The sequence below is a fragment of the Agrobacterium tumefaciens genome (assembly GCF_005221325.1).
GTDB lineage: Bacteria > Pseudomonadota > Alphaproteobacteria > Rhizobiales > Rhizobiaceae > Agrobacterium.
Genome location: NZ_CP039888.1, coordinates 1032787 through 1052676 on the forward strand (window position 1 = coordinate 1032787; position 19890 = coordinate 1052676).

A 19890-nucleotide genomic window follows, 5' to 3' on the forward strand; every position below is an offset into this window, starting at 1 on the left:
GCTGTCGTATCTGCGGGCGGTAAGTTGACCGCGATCCGTTTGGCGGACCTGCGGCGTGCTGGAAGGAAAGAGATATGAGCAAAGTCAGCGGCAGCAACGGCGGCGACTCTAAAAATACACTCTATTGTTCATTCTGCGGCAAGAGCCAGCACGAAGTCCGGAAACTCATTGCCGGACCGACAGTATTCATCTGCGATGAATGCGTCGAATTGTGCATGGACATCATCCGCGAGGAGAACAAGACGTCGATGGTGAAGTCGCGCGAGGGTGTTCCCACCCCGCAGGACATCATCAAGATCCTCGACGAATATGTCATCGGTCAGAAACAGGCGAAGAAAATCCTGTCGGTGGCCGTTCACAACCATTACAAGCGCCTCGCGCACGCCTCCAAGAATGGCGATGTCGAGCTTGCGAAGTCGAACATCATGCTCGTCGGTCCGACGGGTTGCGGCAAGACCTATCTTGCCCAGACGCTCGCCCGCATCATCGACGTTCCCTTCACCATGGCGGATGCAACGACGCTGACCGAAGCCGGTTATGTCGGCGAGGACGTGGAAAACATCATCCTGAAGCTGTTGCAGTCTGCGGATTACAACGTCGAACGCGCCCAGCGCGGCATCGTCTATATCGACGAAGTCGACAAGATTTCCCGCAAGTCGGACAACCCGTCCATCACGCGCGACGTGTCGGGCGAGGGCGTTCAGCAGGCGCTTCTGAAGATCATGGAAGGCACGGTCGCTTCCGTTCCGCCGCAGGGCGGCCGCAAGCATCCGCAGCAGGAATTCCTGCAGGTGGATACGACCAACATCCTGTTCATCTGCGGTGGCGCCTTTGCCGGCCTCGACAAGATCATCTCGGCCCGTGGTGAAAAGACCTCAATCGGCTTCGGTGCGACCGTCAAGGCGGAAGACGATCGTCGTGTGGGCGAAGTGCTGCGCGAGCTGGAGCCGGAAGATCTGGTGAAGTTCGGTCTTATCCCGGAATTCATCGGCCGTCTGCCGGTTCTCGCAACGCTGGAAGACCTCGATGAAGATGCGCTGATCCAAATCCTGTCCGAGCCGAAGAACGCGCTCGTCAAGCAGTACCAGCGCCTGTTTGAGATGGAAGATGTGGAACTGACCTTCCACGAGGACGCGCTGCGCGAGATCGCCCGCAAGGCGATCACCCGCAAGACCGGCGCCCGCGGCCTGCGCTCGATCATGGAAAAGATCCTGCTGGATACCATGTTCGAACTGCCGACCCTGGAAGGCGTACGCGAGGTTGTTATCTCCAACGACGTTGTCAGCGGTGTCGCACGTCCGCTCTACATCTATGCGGATCGTCAGGAAGAAAAGACCAACGTTTCGGCCTGATTGGCTGATCCGGTCTATGGTGAATTTGAAAGGCCCGCACCCGTGCGGGCCTTTTCTGTTGTGCCGGGGCCCCGAAACTTGCGCTTAACTTGGCGAAGCCAGATTTTGCGTTTGGAGCGGATTGCGCTTTGCTGATAAAGTCTTACAACTGATTTGCAGCGCGATATGACGGAAATGTGAATTGCCGTCGGCGACCCGGTTCCTGGCTCTTAAGGATAACCGGAAATGTCGGGAGTATAGCCGGCGCTGGGTTTTGTTGAGTTTTACGGTCTTGCCGGTGCGCGGGGCTGTCTCTTCCGGCGACTTGAAATCGGTGTTTCGAAACTCCACTTTCAGTCTCGAGAAATGAATATGCCGGATGCCCCCAAGATGTCCGGCAAAGTGTCCCGAAAGGGACCATGGAAAGGAAATGATATGACGAACATCACGTCTGCGGCATCTGGCGGTACCTATCCGGTACTTCCCCTGCGCGACATTGTCGTTTTCCCGCATATGATCGTTCCCCTGTTCGTCGGGCGGGAAAAATCCATTCGCGCGCTCGAGGAAGTCATGGGTTCGGACAAGCAGATCATGCTTGTCACCCAGATCAATGCCAGCGATGACGATCCGACCCCGGACGCTATCCACAAGGTCGGCACGGTGGCCAACGTTCTCCAGCTCCTGAAGCTGCCCGACGGCACCGTGAAGGTGCTGGTGGAAGGCAAGGGCCGCGCCCAGATCGATGAATATACCGGCCGCGAGGATTTCTACGAAGCCTCCGCGACGCCGTTGCAGGAACCTGCCGAAGATCCGGTCGAGATCGAGGCGCTGTCGCGTTCGGTCGTTTCGGAGTTCGAGAGCTATGTGAAGCTCAACAAGAAGATTTCGCCCGAGGTTGTCGGCGCTGCCGGCCAGATCGACGATTATTCGAAGCTGGCCGATACGGTCGCTTCGCACCTGTCGATCAAGATCACCGAAAAGCAGGAAATGCTGGAAACCGTCAGCGTGAAGCAGCGGCTTGAAAAGGCGCTCGGCTTCATGGAAGGCGAAATTTCCGTGCTTCAGGTTGAGAAGCGTATCCGCTCGCGCGTCAAGCGCCAGATGGAGAAGACGCAGCGCGAATATTACCTGAACGAACAGATGAAGGCGATCCAGAAGGAACTCGGCGACGGCGAAGACGGCCGTGACGAGATGGCCGAGCTGGAAGAGCGCATCGCCAAGACCAAGCTTTCCAAGGAGGCCAAGGACAAGGCCGAGGCGGAAATGAAGAAGCTTCGCCAGATGAGCCCGATGTCCGCGGAAGCGACCGTCGTGCGCAACTATTTGGACTGGCTGCTGGGTCTGCCCTGGGGCAAGAAGTCGAAGATCAAGACCGACCTCAACGCCGCCGAGACGATCCTGGATCAGGATCACTTCGGTCTGGACAAGGTCAAGGAACGCATCGTCGAATATCTGGCCGTGCAGGCGCGCGCCACCAAGATTCGCGGACCCATCCTGTGCCTCGTCGGCCCTCCGGGCGTCGGCAAGACCTCGCTCGCCAAGTCGATCGCCAAGGCGACCGGCCGCGAATATGTCCGCATGGCGCTGGGTGGCGTTCGGGACGAGGCGGAAATCCGCGGTCACCGCCGTACCTATATCGGCTCCATGCCGGGCAAGATCGTCCAGTCGATGAAGAAGGCCAAGAAGGCGAACCCGCTCTTCCTGCTCGACGAAATCGACAAGATGGGCATGGATTTCCGTGGCGATCCGTCGTCTGCTCTGCTCGAGGTTCTCGATCCGGAACAGAACTCCACCTTCATGGACCACTACCTTGAAGTGGAATACGATCTGTCCGACGTGATGTTCGTGACCACGGCCAACACGCTGAACATTCCGGGCCCCCTGATGGACCGTATGGAAGTGATCCGCATCGCCGGTTATACGGAAGACGAAAAACGCGAAATCGCCAAGCGTCACCTGTTGCCGAAGGCGATCAAGGAACATGCCCTGCGTCCGGAAGAGTTCTCGGTCAGCGACGATGCCCTTATGGCCATCAGCCAGCAGTACACACGCGAAGCCGGTGTGCGCAACTTTGAACGCGAATTGATGAAGCTTGCCCGCAAGGCGGTGACCGAAATCATCAAGGGTAAATCCAAGTCCGTTGCGGTCACTGCTGCAAACATCGAGGATTATCTGGGCGTTCCGCGGTTCCGCCACGGCGAGGCCGAGCGCGAGGATCAGGTCGGTGTCGTCACCGGTCTGGCCTGGACGGAAGTCGGCGGTGAGTTGCTCACCATCGAAGGCGTGATGATGCCGGGCAAGGGCCGCATGACGGTCACCGGCAACCTCAAGGAAGTGATGAAGGAATCCATTTCGGCGGCGGCCTCCTATGTTCGCTCGCGCGCCGTGGACTTCGGCATCGAACCGCCGCGTTTCGACAAGAGCGACATCCACGTTCACGTTCCGGAAGGGGCAACCCCGAAGGACGGACCGTCTGCCGGTGTCGCCATGGCAACCGCCATAGTTTCCATCATGACCGGCATTCCGGTCTCGAAGGATGTGGCGATGACGGGCGAGATCACGCTTCGTGGTCGCGTACTGCCCATCGGCGGCCTGAAGGAAAAGCTGCTTGCGGCTCTGCGCGGCGGCATCAAGAAGGTGCTGATTCCGGAAGAAAACGCCAAGGATTTGGCGGAGATTCCGGATAACGTGAAGAACGAGATGGAGATCATCCCGGTTTCGCGCATGGGCGAGGTTATCAAGCACGCGCTCATCCGCCAGCCGGAACCCATTGAGTGGGACGGCAGCATCGAGACGCCTGTTATCGCAACGGTCGAAGGTGTCGACGACGGCAACCAGACGATCGCGCATTGATGGATGCATCGTCGCGAGGGCGGGAATCGCCTTTCGCGACGGGCAGTGCATAGAATCAATGTGTTAGGTGTCAGAGCGCATACGCGGTGCTCAGCTCCGCGCAACTGATGCCAAATTGGCACGAATATGTGGAAGGCCGGCAGAAATGTCGGCCTTTTTTGTGAAAAAAATCGCAGACCCCTTGTTTTTCAGGCGATTCCAGCGCTTTTGAGTTGCTGTGCGCGGATGCGAATGTATTCTGCGCCGGCTTAATTTTAGTCGTTTCAAACCATTGAAAGGGGTGGAAACATGAACAAGAACGAGCTCGTCTCTGCTGTTGCCGAAAAGGCTGGTCTCACGAAGGCAGATGCTGCTTCCGCTGTTGATGCCGTATTCGAAACCGTACAGGGCGAACTGAAGAACGGTGGCGATATCCGTCTCGCCGGCTTCGGCAGCTTCTCCGTAAGCCGTCGTGAAGCCTCCAAGGGCCGTAACCCTTCCACGGGTGCTGAAGTCGATATCCCGGCTCGCAACGTGCCGAAGTTTTCCGCAGGCAAGGGCCTGAAGGACGCTGTCAACTCGTAAGGTTTCCGAAAAGCCGCGACGCCCGGCGGCGGGCGGGCGGTTTTTCAGGTTCACGAGGAAACATGTTGTAACGCGCTCATGCCATCATCAGGTGTGAGGTGGCCTTCGAAAGCTCTTTCGGGCGGCCCCGGTTTCACCCCGTATGGTTGGATTGAAAGTCTCGAGACGCCTGTGTAGCTTCCATCCGGACACACGGCGTTTCGAAACACGGAATGTGCGCATAAACACGAAAGCCCGGCCTCCATGGCCGGGCTTTTTGATTCTCCGCCATGAAATGTCATGCCACTGTCACGTCTTTGACGCAGAAGCCATGGGGTATTTCTGGATCCAAGGGGGATTAAAATGGCGTTCCGATTTTCTCATATGGCTTTGACGGCGGTACTGCTCACATCCGCTGCCTTCCCGGCCGCTGCCGAGCCGGTTTTCAACCGCATCGCGTCTTTCCCGGTAGCGAAGAACCTGCCTGCGGACAAGGACGCCAAGTCCGTCACCTCGGCTGAAATCATCACCGCCAGTGAAGATGGCAAGACGCTGATCTATTCGGACAGCCCGCTTGGCGGCATCGGTTTCATCGACATCACCGACGCGAAGGCCCCCAAGGCCGGCGGCGCGTTGTTGCTGCAGGGTGAACCGACTTCGGTTTCCGTTGCCGGTGCGAAGGTCCTGGCCGGCGTCAACACGTCGGAAAACCGTGCAAAGCCGTCCGGCAAGCTGGTGACGGTCGATATTGCCACCAGGAAGATCGAGGCGAGCTGTGATCTTGGCGGCCAGCCCGATTCTGTTGCCGTTTCCCCGGACAAGACCTTTGCCGCCATCGCGATCGAAAACGAGCGCGACGAAGAGGTGAATGAAGGCGCCCTGCCGCAGATGCCGGCCGGCTATCTCGTGACGGTCGGTCTGAAGAACGGCGTTGCCGATTGCGCGACCCTGAAGAAGATCGACGTGACCGGCCTTGCCGAAATCTCCCCTGAGGATCCGGAGCCTGAATTCGTGTCGATCAACGCCAATGGCGAGATCGCGCTCACGATGCAGGAAAACAATCATATCGTCATCATCGACGGCAAGACCGGCACGGTGAAGACGCATTTCTCCGCCGGCAAGGTTGATCTTGAAGGCATCGACACCAAGACCGATGGCCAGCTGAAGTTCACCGACAAGCAGGAAGGCCGCAAGCGCGAGCCGGATGCGGTGAAGTGGCTGGACAATGACCGTATCGTCATTGCCAATGAAGGCGACTGGCAGGGCGGTTCGCGCGGCTTCACCATCTTCGACAAGACCGGAAAGCTTCTTTATGAAGCCGGTGCTTCGCTCGAACACGCGGTTGCAGCCATCGGTCACTACCCGGAGAAGCGCTCCAAGGCCAAGGGCATCGAGCCGGAAGGTCTGGAAGCGGCAACCTTCGGCGATCAGAAATATTTCTTCGTACTTGCCGAGCGCGCCTCCGTCGTCGCGGTCTACAGGGACACCGGCAAAGAGCCGGAACTGACCCAGTTGCTGCCTTCGGGCGTTTCGCCGGAAGGCGCCGTTGCCATTCCGTCGCGCAATCTTCTTGTCACGGCAAATGAGGTCGATCTGGTCGAGGACGGCGGCGTTCGCTCGCACGTCATGCTCTATGAGCGCGCTGAAGGCCAGGCGGCCTATCCGCAGCTCGTTTCCGCCACCGTCGATGGCGCGCCGATCGGCTGGGGTGCTCTTTCCGGTCTGGTTGGCGATGCCGAAAAGCCCGGCATTCTCTATGCCGTGTCTGACTCGGTCTACGGCAACCAGCCGTCGATCTACACCATCGATGCGACGAAGAAGCCCGCCACCATCACCAGCGTCCTTCGCGTCAAGCGTGACGGTATCGCGGCCCAGAAACTTGATATCGAAGGCATCACGCTGGACGGCAAGGGCGGCTTCTGGCTGGCCTCGGAAGGCGACAGCGCCAAGCTCGTGTCCCACGCGCTCTACAACGTCAACGCCAAGGGCGAGATCAAGGCCGAGATCGCACTGCCAAAGGAACTGCTCGCTGGCGACACCCGCTTCGGTTTCGAAGGCGTGACCATGGTCGGCAAGGGTGATGATGCGACGCTCTGGATGGCCGTGCAGCGCGAATGGGGCACGGATGAGAAGGGCTTCGTCAAGCTCGTCTCCTATAATCCGAAGTCCAAGGAATGGGGCGCCGTGCGTTACCCGCTTGACAAGACCGAGGCCGGCTGGGTCGGCCTTTCTGAAATCACCGCGCATGGCGATAATGTCTATATCGTCGAACGCGACAACCAGATTGGCGACAAGGCCGGGATCAAGAAGCTCTACCGAGTCGCGATCACCGACCTGAAGCCGGGCAAGATCGGTGGCGAACTACCGCTGGTCGCCAAGCAGGAAGCGCATGACTTCCTGCCCGATCTCAAGGCTCAGACTAACGGCTACGTCGTCGACAAGCTCGAAGGCTTCACCTTCGACAAGGCTGGAACTGCCTATGCCGTGACCGACAATGACGGTGTCGATGATTCCTCCGGCGAGACGCTGTTCTTCACCGTCAATCTGAAGGCGATCAACTGATTACGCTGAATGGCATAGAAAAGAGAAAAGCCGGGCAATGCCCGGCTTTTTTATTTGGCGAGGAGAGCCGCCTCGGCCGTCGCCAATCTTGAACGATCCATCAAGAGGCAAGCCGCAATATCGGTATTGCTCTTTCAGTATCGAATCTTGGAGGATTTCATCCAGATGCCGTCCATGAAAATGCCGCGGATCGATCCTGACAGATCAGCGCCCCATGGACTTCGGACTTTTGGGAGTATCTGATTTTTCCGAATCCTGCTGGACCCAACGGAAAAAAATATAAACGGGCAGCGCAATAAGCGCGAGAGTTACAATCGCATCGATCGACATGGTTTCATCCATCAGTTCAACCGTTCATCATGAAACGGTACGCAAACAATGCCCGAAATCTCTTTAAAAAGTCTGAATCTGCTTATTTTTCGGTATGTTACGGAGTGGCACAGAGATTTGGTCCGGCTGTCGGAATCCGAAACAGGAGTCCCGATTTGGAATAGATGATGTCAGGAAAAAACGATTTCCCCGGTTCCGGATTACTAATCCGGTCCTTCGATGCTGAATCGGGGGAGAGGCAGTCTGATTCCCGTGGGGGGAATTCAAGACAAAGTGCAGCGCGATCCGGAAAAATAACGCGCTCGTAAGCATGTATTTGAGGAATTTGGAAAAATGGTGGGCGATGAGAGACTCGAACTCCCGACATCCTCGGTGTAAACGAGGCGCTCTACCAACTGAGCTAATCGCCCTTCGCGTGTCTCGGATCATGTCCGCCGCGTCGGTGGCCGTGATGTATTCGGATCGGAAAAAAACCGCAAGAGCTTTTGTGAAGTTTTTTTGTTTTTTTTCCTGGCAGTTTAGTCCAGCGTGAAAGGTGAGGGGCAAAAAAGCCGGGAACTGCGGGCTTTTGGCAAAATCAGGCCCCGGCAATGCCTTGATGGCTTTATAGAAAGCCCGCCGTGGAAGCCTGCGGCTGTGGACAAGTTTTTTGTTTTTGTTGGGAAAAGCCCGGAAACCAGGGCCTTTGCAGCAATCGTGCTTAAGGGCCTTCCGGTTTTTCCCGATCAAAATGAAGAAGCTTATTCTTTTGTCGTGAAACCTGCTTGACACCCCCGCACGAACGCCGTAGTTAGCCGCTCATCGAACAGCCGAGGCTGGTTCGAGCGGCGGGACAAGCTCCTGCCGTCAGGATAAGCGGGTGTAGCTCAGTTGGTTAGAGTGCCGGCCTGTCACGCCGGAGGTCGCGGGTTCGAGCCCCGTCACTCGCGCCATCCTGTTCCTCGGAAAATACGCAGACGCATGTCTGTGGAGCGCGGGTGTAGCTCAGTCGGTTAGAGTGCCGGCCTGTCACGCCGGAGGTCGCGGGTTCGAGCCCCGTCACTCGCGCCATTTCTTTTTTCCAGAAATGTCTCCCAAAAAATAAAAAATGACGCATCAAGCGTCCACTCTCGTATTGGCATTTCGGGTGGCTGATTCCAGCCTTTTTATGCACGATTTTTCCTGCGTTTTTTAGTCAAGTTTCGATTCCCGAAAACCGTCACTTCGTCACCATTCCGATGTAAAATTCGTGTGACTTTTTTGCGGTTGCGTCGTTCAATCGATTATTATTGTATTTGAGGGGCTTAGGCCGGAATTGTGGCCCAAATTTGCGTCAATTCCGGCAATATTGTTGCCAATCAATGCGGCAGGTGTCTTGAAATGGTGCCTAAACTCTTGCAGAGAGGGCGCGGCTGCGCTAACCACTTTGGCGTTGCAACATATTTGTCCGCTCTTTGAGACTCAAGGTCACAAAGGCAGGTCCGGCACCCGGCCGGGCAGGGAAGAGACCATGACTGAACTCCTCAGTTCCTACATTCCGATCGCAATTTTCATCGGTATCGCTCTTGTCATCGGCCTGGCGCTTCTCATTGCGCCTTTCGCTGTCGCTTACAAGGCGCCGGACCCGGAAAAGCTCTCCGCTTTCGAGTGCGGTTTCAACGCCTTCGACGATGCCCGCATGAAGTTCGATATCCGTTTTTATCTTGTATCGATCCTCTTCATCATCTTCGATCTGGAAGTCGCCTTCCTGTTTCCCTGGGCGGTGTCTTTCGGCGAGATGGGCTGGTTCGGTTTCTGGTCGATGATGGTGTTCCTTCTCGTTCTCACCATCGGCTTTATCTATGAGTGGAAGAAGGGAGCGCTGGAATGGGCATGAGCCAGAACAACAGCACGCTCGTTGCGCCGCAGCCAAAGGGGATCATCGATCCCTCGACCGGCAAGCCGGTTGGCAGCAACGATGCCTACTTCACGGAAATCAATGACGAGCTGGCCGACAAGGGCTTTCTCGTCACCTCGACCGACGAGCTGATCACCTGGGCGCGCACCGGTTCCTTGATGTGGATGCAGTTCGGTCTCGCCTGCTGCGCCGTTGAAGGCTTGATGCAGGCGTCCGGTCCGCGTTATGACATGGAACGCTTCGGCGTCGCCCCGCGCGCCTCGCCGCGCCAGTCGGACGTGATGATCGTTGCCGGCACGCTGACCAACAAGATGGCGCCCGCTCTGCGCAAGGTCTATGACCAGATGCCTGAGCCGCGTTACGTCATCTCCATGGGCTCCTGCGCCAATGGCGGCGGTTATTACCATTATTCCTACGCCGTGGTGCGCGGTTGCGACCGCGTCGTGCCTGTTGATATCTATGTCCCGGGCTGTCCCCCCACGGCCGAAGCGCTGCTTTACGGCGTGCTTCTGCTGCAGAAGAAGATCCGGCGTACCGGTACGATCGAGCGCTAAGGGCAAAGGACGGATTTAAGAATGAGCGAAGCTCTCAACGATCTTGCTGCTTACGTTAAGGAAGCGCGTGGTTCCCTCGTGGTGTCGGCTGATATCGCCTATGGCGAGCTGACGCTGAACACGACGCCGGAGAACGTCATTGCGCTTTTGACCTTCCTGCGCGACGACGTGCAGTGTGGTTTCGTCAACATCATCGATATTTGCGGCGTCGACTGGCCGCAGCGCGAGAAGCGTTTCGATGTCGTCTACCATCTGCTGTCGCCGCGCCAGAACCTGCGCGTGCGTATCAAGCTGCAGGTGGCGGAAGACGAGGGCGTTCCCTCGTCGACATCAGTCTATATGGGTGCGGAATGGTTCGAGCGCGAAGCCTGGGACATGTATGGCATTCCTTTCGAGGGCCATAAGGACCTGCGCCGCATCCTCACCGACTACGGCTTCGAAGGCCATCCGCTGCGCAAGGATTTTCCGGTTACCGGCTTCGTGGAAGTGCGTTACGATGACGTTCTGAAACGGGTTCTCTATGAACCGGTCGAACTGAAGCAGGAATTCCGTAACTTCGACTTCCTTTCCCCTTGGGAAGGAACGGAATATGTTCTCCCGGGTGACGAAAAGGCCAAGCAATGAGCGAAGCCCCCGCGACAGAGCATGGACAATGTCTTTGCGGCGCCGTTGGCTTCACAGCCACGCTCGGTGCCCGCGAATTCGGCGTTTGCCATTGCTCCATGTGCCGCCGCTGGTCCGGCGGTGCGTTCATGGCTGTCGAATGCACTGATATCACCTTCGAGAATGAGGAAACCCTTGGCGTTTATTCCTCGTCGGAATGGGGTGAGCGTTGCTTCTGCAAGAACTGCGGCAGCACGCTGGTCTGGCGTTCCAAGGATGGCAAGCATTTTGCCGTTTCGCTGCAGGCTTTCGACAACCCTTCCAGCTTCAAGTTCGCGTCGCAGATTTTCACGGATGAAAAGCCTTCGAGCTACTCTTTCGCGCAAACCACGCAGAACATGACCGGCCCCGAATTCATCGCCATGATCACCTCGGCGGAGCACTAGAATGACAGAGCATAACGTCCGCAATTTCACGATCAACTTCGGTCCGGAACATCCCTCCGCGCACGGCGTGCTGCGTCTGGTTCTGGAACTGGACGGCGAAATCGTCGAGCGCGTCGATCCGCATATCGGTCTTTTGCATCGCGGCACCGAAAAGCTGATCGAGACCAAGACCTATCTTCAGGCCGTTCCTTATTTCGATCGTCTCGACTATGTCGCGCCGATGAACCAGGAACACGCTTTCGCGCTCGCCGTTGAAAAGCTGCTGGGCCTCGAAATCCCGATGCGCGGCCAGCTGATCCGCGTTCTCTATTCGGAAATCGGCCGCATCCTGTCGCACATCATGAACGTGACGACGCAGGCCATGGACGTTGGTGCGATGACGCCGCCGGTCTGGGGTTTCGAGGAACGCGAAAAGCTGATGGTGTTCTACGAGCGTGCCTGTGGCGCCCGCATGCACTCGGCCTATGTTCGTCCGGGTGGCGTGCATCAGGACCTGCCGCCGGAGCTGGTGGACGATATCGGCAAATGGTGCGATCCGTTCCTGACCGTCCTCGACAATATCGAAGGTCTGCTGACAGACAACCGCATCTACAAGCAGCGTAACGTCGATATCGGCGTCGTGTCGCTGGAAGATGCGTTTGCATGGGGCTTTACGGGCGTGATGGTGCGCGGTTCGGGCGCTGCCTGGGATCTGCGCCGTTCGCAGCCTTACGAGTGTTATTCCGATCTGGAGTTCGATATTCCCGTCGGCAAGAACGGCGACTGCTACGACCGTTATCTGATCCGCATGCAGGAAATGCGTGAATCGGTAAAGATCATGAAGCAGTGCGTCGATCTTCTGTCCGGCAAGCATCGCATCGGCCCGGTCTCCTCGCTTGACGGTAAGGTGGTTCCGCCCAAGCGGGGGGAGATGAAGCGTTCGATGGAAGCGCTGATCCACCACTTCAAGCTTTATACTGAAGGTTATCACGTTCCCGCCGGCGAAGTTTACGCCGCCGTCGAAGCGCCGAAGGGCGAGTTTGGCGTCTACGTGGTCGCCGACGGTTCGAACAAGCCCTACCGCTGCAAGATCCGCGCGCCGGGTTATGCACATTTGCAGGCGATGGATTTCCTGTGCAAGGGACATCAGCTTGCCGACGTTACAGCCGTGCTCGGCTCTCTCGACATCGTGTTCGGGGAGGTCGACCGCTGATGCGTCTGCCGCTGGCCATTCCGGCTTTTCTCGCTGCGATGTCGGCGCCCGTTCTCGCCCAGACGGCGACGAACGAGCCTGAAGTATCGCTGTCGGGCGGCGGCTCTTCGACCATCAAGCAGCTTCTGTCGTCGGGATACGAGATCAAGGCCTCGGTTCCCAACGGCAGCAAGTTCATTGTGTTCATGCAGAAAGACAAGGCGGCTTACGCCTGCGAATTCGTCACGGTGGCGAGATCGCGTTGTGAGACGTTAAACTGAAAAGGCGTGAGGAAGTATGTCCGTTCGTCGACTAGCCGAAGATCAGTTCCAGCCCGTGGCGTTTGCCTTCAACGCGGATAATACCGTGTGGGCGGAAAAGACGATCCAGAAATATCCGCAGGGACGCCAGCAATCGGCGGTTATCCCGCTGCTCATGCGTGCGCAGGAGCAGGACGGCTGGGTTACCCGCGCCGCCATCGAAAAAATCGCCGACATGCTGGATATGGCCTATATCCGCGTCATGGAAGTGGCGACCTTCTATACGCAGTTCCAGCTGAAGCCGGTCGGCACGCGCGCCCACGTTCAGGTGTGTGGCACCACGCCCTGCATGCTGCGCGGTTCCGAAGCGCTGATGGATGTCTGCCGCAAGAAGATCCATCACGATCCGCTGCACACCAATGAGAGCGGCACGCTGTCCTGGGAAGAAGTGGAATGTCAGGGCGCCTGCGTCAACGCGCCGATGGTCATCATCTTCAAGGATGCCTATGAGGACCTGACGCCCGAGCGTCTGGAAGAGATCATCGACACGTTCGAGGCAGGCAAGGGCGACACGGTCAAGACCGGCCCGCAGATCGATCGTCACGAGTCGGTTCCGGTCGGCGGCCTGACGACGCTGACCGAAGAGATCAAGCCGGACCGTTCCAATCTCGACAAGCCGGCCGAAGTGCCTGCGGATGCCGCACCGGTTCCGCCGTCCAATGCCGCCAAGCCGAAGACGGATGCTCCGGAAACCGATCCGAAGCTGAAGACGCCGGCCAATGAGCCGAAGGCTGCGGAAGCCAATGTAAAGGCCGTCGAAAAGGAAGCTTCGGGATCTGCGAAACCCTCGCTCGATTCCAAGGATCGTCCAGCGGGCATCGAAAAGCCGGCGACGCCCGACGACCTGAAGCTGATTTCCGGCGTCGGTCCGAAAATCGAGGGCACGCTGCACGAGCTCGGCATCTTCACCTACGCGCAGATCGCCGGCTGGAAAAAGGCCGAATGCGATTGGGTCGACGGTTATCTGAATTTCAAGGGCCGCATCGAACGCGACGAGTGGATCAAGCAGGCCGAGGCGCTCGCCAAGGGTGGCGAAGCCGAGTATATCAGGGTCTTCGGCAAGAAGCCGCGGTAAGAGGTGAAGCATGTTAAAAGATCAGGATCGCATCTTTACCAATCTCTACGGCCTCAAGGACAAGTCCCTGAAGGGCGTTCGTGCGCGCGGCCATTGGGACGGCACCAAGCAGATCATCGAAAAGGGTCGTGACTGGATCATCAACGAGATGAAGGCATCAGGCCTTCGCGGTCGCGGTGGCGCTGGCTTCCCGACGGGTCTCAAATGGTCCTTCATGCCGAAGGAAAATGACGGCCGTCCGCATTATCTCGTCGTTAACGCCGACGAATCTGAACCCGGCACCTGCAAGGACCGCGAAATCCTGCGCAACGATCCGCATACGCTGATCGAAGGCTGCGTGATCGCCGGTTTCGCCATGGGCGCGCATACCGCCTATATCTACGTGCGCGGCGAATATATGCGCGAGCGTGAAGCGCTTCAGGCGGCCATCGACGAGTGCTACGATGCCGGCCTGCTCGGCAAGAACAACAAGAACGGCTGGGATTTCGACATCTACGTCCATCACGGCGCGGGTGCCTATATCTGCGGTGAAGAGACGGCTCTGCTCGAAAGCCTTGAAGGCAAGAAGGGCCAGCCGCGCCTCAAGCCGCCGTTCCCGGCCAATATGGGTCTTTACGGCTGCCCGACGACCGTCAACAACGTTGAATCGATCGCCGTTGCGCCGACCATCCTGCGCCGTGGCGCTGCCTGGTTCTCGGGGATCGGCCGTCCGAACAATGTCGGCACCAAGCTGTTCATGGTGTCAGGCCATGTCGAGCGTCCGTGCACCTTCGAAGATGCGCTGGGCCTGTCCTTCCGTGAACTGATCGAACACCATTGCGGTGGCATTCGCGGCGGCTGGGACAATCTGCTCGGCGTCATCCCCGGCGGCGCATCCTGCCCCATCGTGCGCGGTGAGGACATGAAGGACGCCATCATGGACTTCGATGGCATGCGCGAAGTGAAGTCTTCCTTCGGCACCGGCGGCATGATCGTCATGGACAAGTCCACCGACGTCATCAAGGCGATTGCCCGCATCGCGGCCTTCTTCAAGCATGAAAGCTGCGGCCAGTGCACGCCGTGCCGCGAAGGTACCGGCTGGATGTGGCGCGTGCTGGAGCGCATGGTCAAGGGCAACGCGCAGAAGCGCGAAATCGACATGCTGTTTGAAGTGACCAAGCAGATCGAAGGCCACACCATCTGTGCGCTCGGCGACGCCGCCGCATGGCCGGTACAGGCGCTGATCCGCAATTTCCGTCCGGAAATCGAAAAGCGCATCGACCAATATACCTACAGGGCCATGGATGATGGCGCTGTTCTGGAAGCCGCTGAATAAGCATCGAAGGCTTCGAGCGGAGCCGGAAATTTCCGGCCCCGCAACACCATGAAACGTCTGGCAAACCTTCGGATGCCGGGCGCGATTAAGGATTTGTTGCGGACCGTGTGAGACATGGGACGAACAGGCAACAGGACGTAAGTAGAACCATGGCAAAGCTCAAGGTTGACGGTAAAGAGATCGAGGTTCCGGATCATTTCACGCTGTTGCAGGCGTGCGAGGAGGCTGGTGCCGAAGTTCCGCGCTTTTGTTTTCATGAGCGCTTGTCGGTCGCGGGTAACTGCCGCATGTGTCTCATCGAGGTGAAGGGCGGACCGCCCAAGCCCGCCGCCTCCTGCGCCATGGGCGTGCGCGATGTTCGCGGCGGCCCGAACGGCGAACTGCCTGAGGTTTTCACCAATACGCCGATGGTCAAGAAGGCCCGCGAAGGCGTGATGGAATTCCTGCTCATCAACCACCCGCTGGATTGCCCGATCTGCGACCAGGGCGGCGAATGCGACCTGCAGGACCAGGCCATGGCCTTCGGTATCGCCGGTTCGCGTTACGCGGAAAACAAGCGCGCGGTTGAAGACAAATATATCGGCCCGCTCGTCAAGACGGTCATGAACCGCTGCATTCACTGCACGCGCTGCGTCCGTTTCACGACGGAAGTGGCAGGCATTGCCGAACTTGGCCTCATCGGCCGCGGCGAGGATGCCGAGATCACCACCTATCTCGAGCAGGCGATGACCTCGGAGCTTCAGGGCAACGTCGTTGACCTTTGCCCGGTCGGCGCGCTCACCTCCAAGCCTTTCGCCTTCACCGCCCGTCCGTGGGAACTGAACAAGACCGAAACCATCGACGTGATGGACGCGCTCGGTTCGGCCATCCGCGTCGATACCCGTGGCCGCGAAGTCATGCGCGTCATGCCGCGTGTCAACGAGGCGATCAACGAAGAGTGGATTTCCGACAAGAGCCGCTTCATCTGGGACGGCCTGAAGACCCAGCGTCTCGACCGGCCTTACGTCCGCAAGGATGGCCGTCTGCAGCCCGCCACCTGGGGCGAAGCTTTCGGTGCGATCAAGCAGGCTGTTGCCGCAACCTCCGGCAACAAGATCGGCGCGATCGCCGGTGATCTGTCGTCCGTGGAAGAAATGTTCGCGCTGAAGTCGCTTCTCGCCTCGCTCGGTTCGGCCAATGTCGATTGCCGTCAGGATGGCGCAGCGCTTGATCCGTCTTTGGGTCGCGCCAGCTACATCTTCAATTCCACCATTGAAGGCATCGAGCAGGCAGACGCGCTGCTGATCGTCGGCGCGAACCCGCGTTACGAAGCGGCGGTGCTCAACGCCCGCATCCGCAAGCGCTGGCGTCGTGGCGGTTTCCCGATCGGCGTGATCGGTGAAGCCGGCGAGCTGCGCTACAATTACGAATATCTCGGCTCGGGTGCGGAAACGCTGTCCGATCTCGCCAATGGTTCGCACAGCTTCATCGACAAGCTGAAGTCCGCCAAGAACCCGCTGATCATCATCGGTCAGGGCGCTCTTGCCCGCGCCGATGGTGCCGCCGTGCTCGCTGCCGCTGCCAAGCTTGCCGTTTCGGTCGGTGCTGTCAGCGAAGAGTGGAACGGTTTCTCGGTTCTGCACACTGCAGCTGCCCGCGTTGGCGGTCTCGATATCGGCTTCGTGCCGGGCGAGGGCGGTGTTGCTAGCGCCGACATGGTCGCCTCCATGGATGTTCTCTTCCTGCTCGGCGCCGATGAGCTCGACCTTTCCAACAAGGGCGCAAAGTTCACCGTCTATATCGGCAGCCATGGCGATCAGGGCGCGATGAATGCCGACGTCATCCTTCCGGGTGCGGCCTATACCGAGAAATCCGGTATCTGGGTCAACACCGAAGGCCGCGTTCAGGTCGGCAACCGCGCCGGTTTCGCACCGGGTGAAGCCCGTGAAGACTGGGCGATCCTGCGTGCGCTGTCCGACGTTCTCGGCAAGAAGCTGCCGTTCGATTCGCTGTCTGCCCTGCGCGGCCAGCTTTATGTCGCGCATCCGCATCTGGCGGAAACCGATGAGATCGTGGCCGGCAACGGCCAGGATATCGAGGCTTTGGCCGGCAAGACCGGCTCGCTCAACAAGTCGGCGTTTGCCTCGCCGGTAAAAGACTTTTATTTGACGAACCCGATTGCGCGCGCCTCTGCTGTCATGGCCGAGTGCTCCGCATTGGCCCGCAACAATTTCCAGGCTGCGGCAGAGTAAGGGTAGGGGATTTATGGAACAGTTTTTCTGGAGCTACGTCTGGCCCGCGCTGATCATGGTCGGCCAGTCCCTGCTGCTTCTCGTTTGCCTTCTGGTGGCCATCGCCTTCCTGCTGCTTGCCGACCGCAAGGTCTGGGCAGCCGTGCAGCTGCGCCGTGGTCCGAACGTCGTTGGTCCCTTCGGTCTCTTCCAGTCCTTCGCCGACCTCTTGAAGTTCATCCTGAAGGAGCCCGTCATTCCGGCCGGTGCCAACAAGGCGGTCTTCCTTCTGGCGCCGCTGGTTGCCGTGACGCTGGCGCTCGCCACCTACGCGGTCATTCCCTTCGCCGATGGCTGGGTCGTCGCCAATATCAATGTCGGCATTCTCTACATCTTCGCGATTTCTTCGCTTGAAGTGTACGGCATCATCATGGGCGGCTGGGCTTCGAACTCGAAGTATCCGTTCCTCGGCGCGCTGCGTTCGGCAGCGCAGATGGTGTCCTATGAAGTGTCGATCGGTCTCGTCATCGTCACGGTTCTGCTCTGCGTCGGCTCGCTGAACCTCACGGATATCGTTCTTGCCCAGCGTACCGGGCTTGGCACGATGATCGGCCTGCCGGCATCGTTCCTCGACTGGCACTGGCTGTCGCTGTTCCCGATGTTCGTCGTGTTCTTCATTTCGGGCCTTGCCGAAACCAACCGTCCGCCCTTCGACCTTCCGGAAGCGGAATCGGAACTGGTCGCCGGTCACATGGTCGAATATGGCTCCACGCCTTACATGATGTTCATGCTCGGCGAATATGCTGCGATCGTCCTGATCTGCTGCCTGACGACGATCCTGTTCCTCGGCGGCTGGCTCCCGATCGTGGATGTGTGGTTCCTGAACTGGGTTCCGGGCATAGTCTGGTTCGCGCTCAAGGGCTGCATGGTCTTCTTTATGATCGCGCTCACCAAGGCTTTCGTTCCGCGTTATCGTTATGACCAGCTCATGCGCCTCGGCTGGAAGGTGTTCCTGCCGCTGTCGCTCGCCATGGTCGTTATTGTTGCATTCGTATTGAAGCTGACGGGGTGGGCCGGTTGATGTCTGAACTCCTCGCTCAAAGATCTGGAGACTGAGATGGCAAGCCTCTCCCAAGCCGTCAACTCGCTGTTCCTGAAGGAATTCGTAGGCGCGATCTTCCTGACCATGCGCCACTTCTTCAAGCAGAAGGCGACGATCAACTATCCTTTCGAAAAGGGTCCGGTTTCTCCGCGCTTTCGTGGTGAGCACGCGTTGCGCCGTTATCCGAACGGTGAAGAACGTTGCATCGCCTGCAAGCTGTGTGAAGCGATCTGTCCTGCTCAGGCGATCACCATCGAAGCCGGCCCGCGCCGCAATGACGGCACCCGCCGCACGGTGCGTTACGACATCGACATGGTGAAGTGCATCTATTGCGGCTTCTGCCAGGAAGCCTGCCCGGTGGATGCCATCGTCGAAGGCCCGAACTTCGAATTCGCGACGGAAACCCGCGAGGAGCTTTATTTCGACAAGCAGAAGCTTCTCGACAATGGCGACCGCTGGGAGCGTGAAATCGCGCGCAACCTCGCACTGGATGCGCCTTATCGTTAAGGTGCAACCGTCTTTCCGGGGGAAACCCCGGAAAGCGATGAAAAAGTAAAATGCCTGCGCGGTTTTCGCCGGCGGGGACGAAACGGGTGAGGGGCCTTCGAGCCATCTTTGCCCGATGAGGACAAGAAGGCACCAACATGGGTCTGCACGCTGTATTCTTTTATATATTCGCTTTCGTCGCCGTGGCGTCTGCGTTCATGGTCATCGCATCGAAGAACCCAGTTCATTCGGTGCTGTTTCTGATTTTGACCTTCTTCAACGCAGCCGCGCTGTTCCTGCTGACGGGCGCCGAGTTTCTCGGCATGATCCTGCTGGTGGTCTATGTCGGCGCGGTGGCGGTGCTTTTCCTCTTCGTCGTCATGATGCTGGATGTGGATTTTGCCGAGCTGCGCTCGGGCGTGCTGCAATACGCCCCGGTCGGCGCGCTGATAGGTGTCATCCTCGCGGCCGAGCTGATCGTCGTGGTCGGCGGTAGCGTGCTGAACCCGCAGGCGGCGAAATCGATCACCATGCCGATCCCGCCGGTGACCGAGCGCACCAATACGGCCGCACTCGGTGATGTGCTCTATACCAATTACATCTACTTCTTCCAGCTTGCCGGTCTCGTACTGCTGGTGGCCATGATCGGCGCGATCGTGCTGACGCTGCGTCACCGCACCGATATCAAGCGGCAGGATATTTCCACGCAGGTCGGCCGAGACCCGAAGACCGCCGTCACCACGGTCAAGGTCAAGCCGGGTCAGGGCATCTGAAGGCGCGAACGGATTCAAGGAAACACAATATGGTAATCGGTCTTTCCCACTACCTGACGGTCAGCGCCATTCTCTTCACGATCGGCGTGTTCGGTATCTTCCTCAACCGGAAGAACGTCATCGTCATACTGATGTCGATCGAGCTCATCCTGCTGGCGGTCAACATCAACATGGTGGCGTTCTCGGCGTTCCTGAACGATATCGTCGGCCAGGTCTTCGCACTGTTCATTCTGACCGTCGCAGCTGCCGAAGCGGCCATCGGTCTTGCAATACTCGTTGTCTTCTACCGCAACCGCGGATCGATCGCCGTTGAAGACGTCAATATGATGAAGGGCTGATA

The 19890-nt window shown here is 58.4% G+C and carries 19 protein-coding genes and 3 tRNA genes; 20 read left to right on the forward strand and 2 right to left on the reverse strand.

Annotated elements, in window-relative coordinates:
* Positions 1-74: 74 nt before the first annotated feature.
* From clpX to CFBP5499_RS05480, 4 genes are all read left to right on the forward strand, one after another.
* Positions 75-1352, forward strand: coding sequence for an ATP-dependent Clp protease ATP-binding subunit ClpX (gene clpX, locus CFBP5499_RS05460; protein ID WP_003496489.1), 1278 nt, complete (start codon positions 75-77; stop codon positions 1350-1352).
* Between the two features lie 414 nt (positions 1353-1766).
* The gene (gene lon / locus CFBP5499_RS05470; RefSeq protein WP_137066250.1) at positions 1767-4184 is read left to right on the forward strand and encodes an endopeptidase La; all 2418 of its coding nucleotides are present in this window, start codon (positions 1767-1769) and stop codon (positions 4182-4184) included.
* A gap of 288 nt (positions 4185-4472) precedes the next feature.
* Positions 4473-4748: a DNA-binding protein HupB gene (gene hupB, locus CFBP5499_RS05475; RefSeq protein WP_006312721.1), complete on the forward strand. Its 276-nt coding sequence runs from the start codon at positions 4473-4475 to the stop codon at positions 4746-4748.
* A gap of 342 nt (positions 4749-5090) precedes the next feature.
* Positions 5091-7289, forward strand: a complete 2199-nt coding sequence (locus tag CFBP5499_RS05480) for an esterase-like activity of phytase family protein (protein ID WP_080825279.1) — start codon at positions 5091-5093, stop codon at positions 7287-7289.
* Positions 7290-7493: 204 nt separating this feature from the next.
* Here CFBP5499_RS05480 and CFBP5499_RS29920 read toward each other — a convergent pair whose 3' ends face one another.
* Positions 7494-7631: a hypothetical protein gene (locus tag CFBP5499_RS29920; protein ID WP_173986760.1), complete on the reverse strand. Its 138-nt coding sequence runs from the start codon at positions 7629-7631 to the stop codon at positions 7494-7496.
* Between the two features lie 322 nt (positions 7632-7953).
* A tRNA-Val gene (locus tag CFBP5499_RS05485) sits at positions 7954-8029 on the reverse strand.
* A 118-nt stretch (positions 8030-8147) separates the two neighbouring features.
* Here CFBP5499_RS05485 and CFBP5499_RS05490 point away from each other — a divergent pair.
* From CFBP5499_RS05490 to nuoK, 16 genes are all read left to right on the forward strand, one after another.
* Positions 8148-8387 (forward strand): hypothetical protein, encoded by a 240-nt coding sequence (locus CFBP5499_RS05490; RefSeq protein WP_130932443.1) that lies wholly within the window; start codon positions 8148-8150, stop codon positions 8385-8387.
* A gap of 87 nt (positions 8388-8474) precedes the next feature.
* A tRNA-Asp gene (locus CFBP5499_RS05495) sits at positions 8475-8551 on the forward strand.
* Between the two features lie 41 nt (positions 8552-8592).
* Positions 8593-8669 (forward strand) — tRNA-Asp (locus CFBP5499_RS05500).
* Positions 8670-9108: 439 nt separating this feature from the next.
* Positions 9109-9474 (forward strand): NADH-quinone oxidoreductase subunit A, encoded by a 366-nt coding sequence (locus CFBP5499_RS05505; RefSeq protein WP_003496469.1) that lies wholly within the window; start codon positions 9109-9111, stop codon positions 9472-9474.
* On the forward strand, positions 9465-10049 hold the full coding sequence (locus tag CFBP5499_RS05510; protein ID WP_003496467.1) for a NuoB/complex I 20 kDa subunit family protein: 585 nt from the start codon (positions 9465-9467) through the stop codon (positions 10047-10049). Before CFBP5499_RS05505 ends, CFBP5499_RS05510 begins: the two co-directional genes overlap by 10 nt.
* Positions 10050-10070: 21 nt before the next feature.
* Positions 10071-10673, forward strand: a complete 603-nt coding sequence (locus CFBP5499_RS05515; RefSeq protein ID WP_080825278.1) for an NADH-quinone oxidoreductase subunit C — start codon at positions 10071-10073, stop codon at positions 10671-10673.
* Positions 10670-11098 (forward strand): GFA family protein, encoded by a 429-nt coding sequence (locus tag CFBP5499_RS05520; protein WP_080825277.1) that lies wholly within the window; start codon positions 10670-10672, stop codon positions 11096-11098. The genes CFBP5499_RS05515 and CFBP5499_RS05520 overlap by 4 nt, the downstream gene beginning before the upstream one ends.
* A gap of 1 nt (position 11099) precedes the next feature.
* Complete coding sequence (locus CFBP5499_RS05525) at positions 11100-12290, forward strand: NADH-quinone oxidoreductase subunit D (protein WP_020012326.1); 1191 nt, start codon at positions 11100-11102, stop codon at positions 12288-12290.
* Positions 12290-12550 carry a hypothetical protein gene (locus CFBP5499_RS05530; protein ID WP_080825276.1) on the forward strand — a complete coding sequence of 87 codons (261 nt, stop codon included), beginning with the start codon at positions 12290-12292 and terminating at the stop codon, positions 12548-12550. The genes CFBP5499_RS05525 and CFBP5499_RS05530 overlap by 1 nt, the downstream gene beginning before the upstream one ends.
* Positions 12551-12566: 16 nt before the next feature.
* Positions 12567-13664: an NADH-quinone oxidoreductase subunit E gene (locus CFBP5499_RS05535; RefSeq protein WP_080825275.1), complete on the forward strand. Its 1098-nt coding sequence runs from the start codon at positions 12567-12569 to the stop codon at positions 13662-13664.
* A 10-nt stretch (positions 13665-13674) separates the two neighbouring features.
* Positions 13675-14979: an NADH-quinone oxidoreductase subunit NuoF gene (gene nuoF, locus CFBP5499_RS05540; protein ID WP_080817174.1), complete on the forward strand. Its 1305-nt coding sequence runs from the start codon at positions 13675-13677 to the stop codon at positions 14977-14979.
* Positions 14980-15128: 149 nt separating this feature from the next.
* A complete protein-coding gene (nuoG, locus tag CFBP5499_RS05545) occupies positions 15129-17210 on the forward strand; it encodes an NADH-quinone oxidoreductase subunit NuoG (RefSeq protein ID WP_080825274.1) in 2082 nt (693 codons plus the stop codon).
* 13 nt (positions 17211-17223) lie between these two features.
* The gene (gene nuoH, locus CFBP5499_RS05550; protein WP_080825273.1) at positions 17224-18270 is read left to right on the forward strand and encodes an NADH-quinone oxidoreductase subunit NuoH; all 1047 of its coding nucleotides are present in this window, start codon (positions 17224-17226) and stop codon (positions 18268-18270) included.
* A gap of 36 nt (positions 18271-18306) precedes the next feature.
* Positions 18307-18798, forward strand: a complete 492-nt coding sequence (gene nuoI / locus CFBP5499_RS05555) for an NADH-quinone oxidoreductase subunit NuoI (RefSeq protein ID WP_004441327.1) — start codon at positions 18307-18309, stop codon at positions 18796-18798.
* Positions 18799-18935: 137 nt separating this feature from the next.
* On the forward strand, positions 18936-19550 hold the full coding sequence (locus tag CFBP5499_RS05560; RefSeq protein WP_035217664.1) for an NADH-quinone oxidoreductase subunit J: 615 nt from the start codon (positions 18936-18938) through the stop codon (positions 19548-19550).
* A 29-nt stretch (positions 19551-19579) separates the two neighbouring features.
* Complete coding sequence (nuoK, locus tag CFBP5499_RS05565; RefSeq protein WP_003502389.1) at positions 19580-19888, forward strand: NADH-quinone oxidoreductase subunit NuoK; 309 nt, start codon at positions 19580-19582, stop codon at positions 19886-19888.
* Positions 19889-19890: the final 2 nt, after the last annotated feature.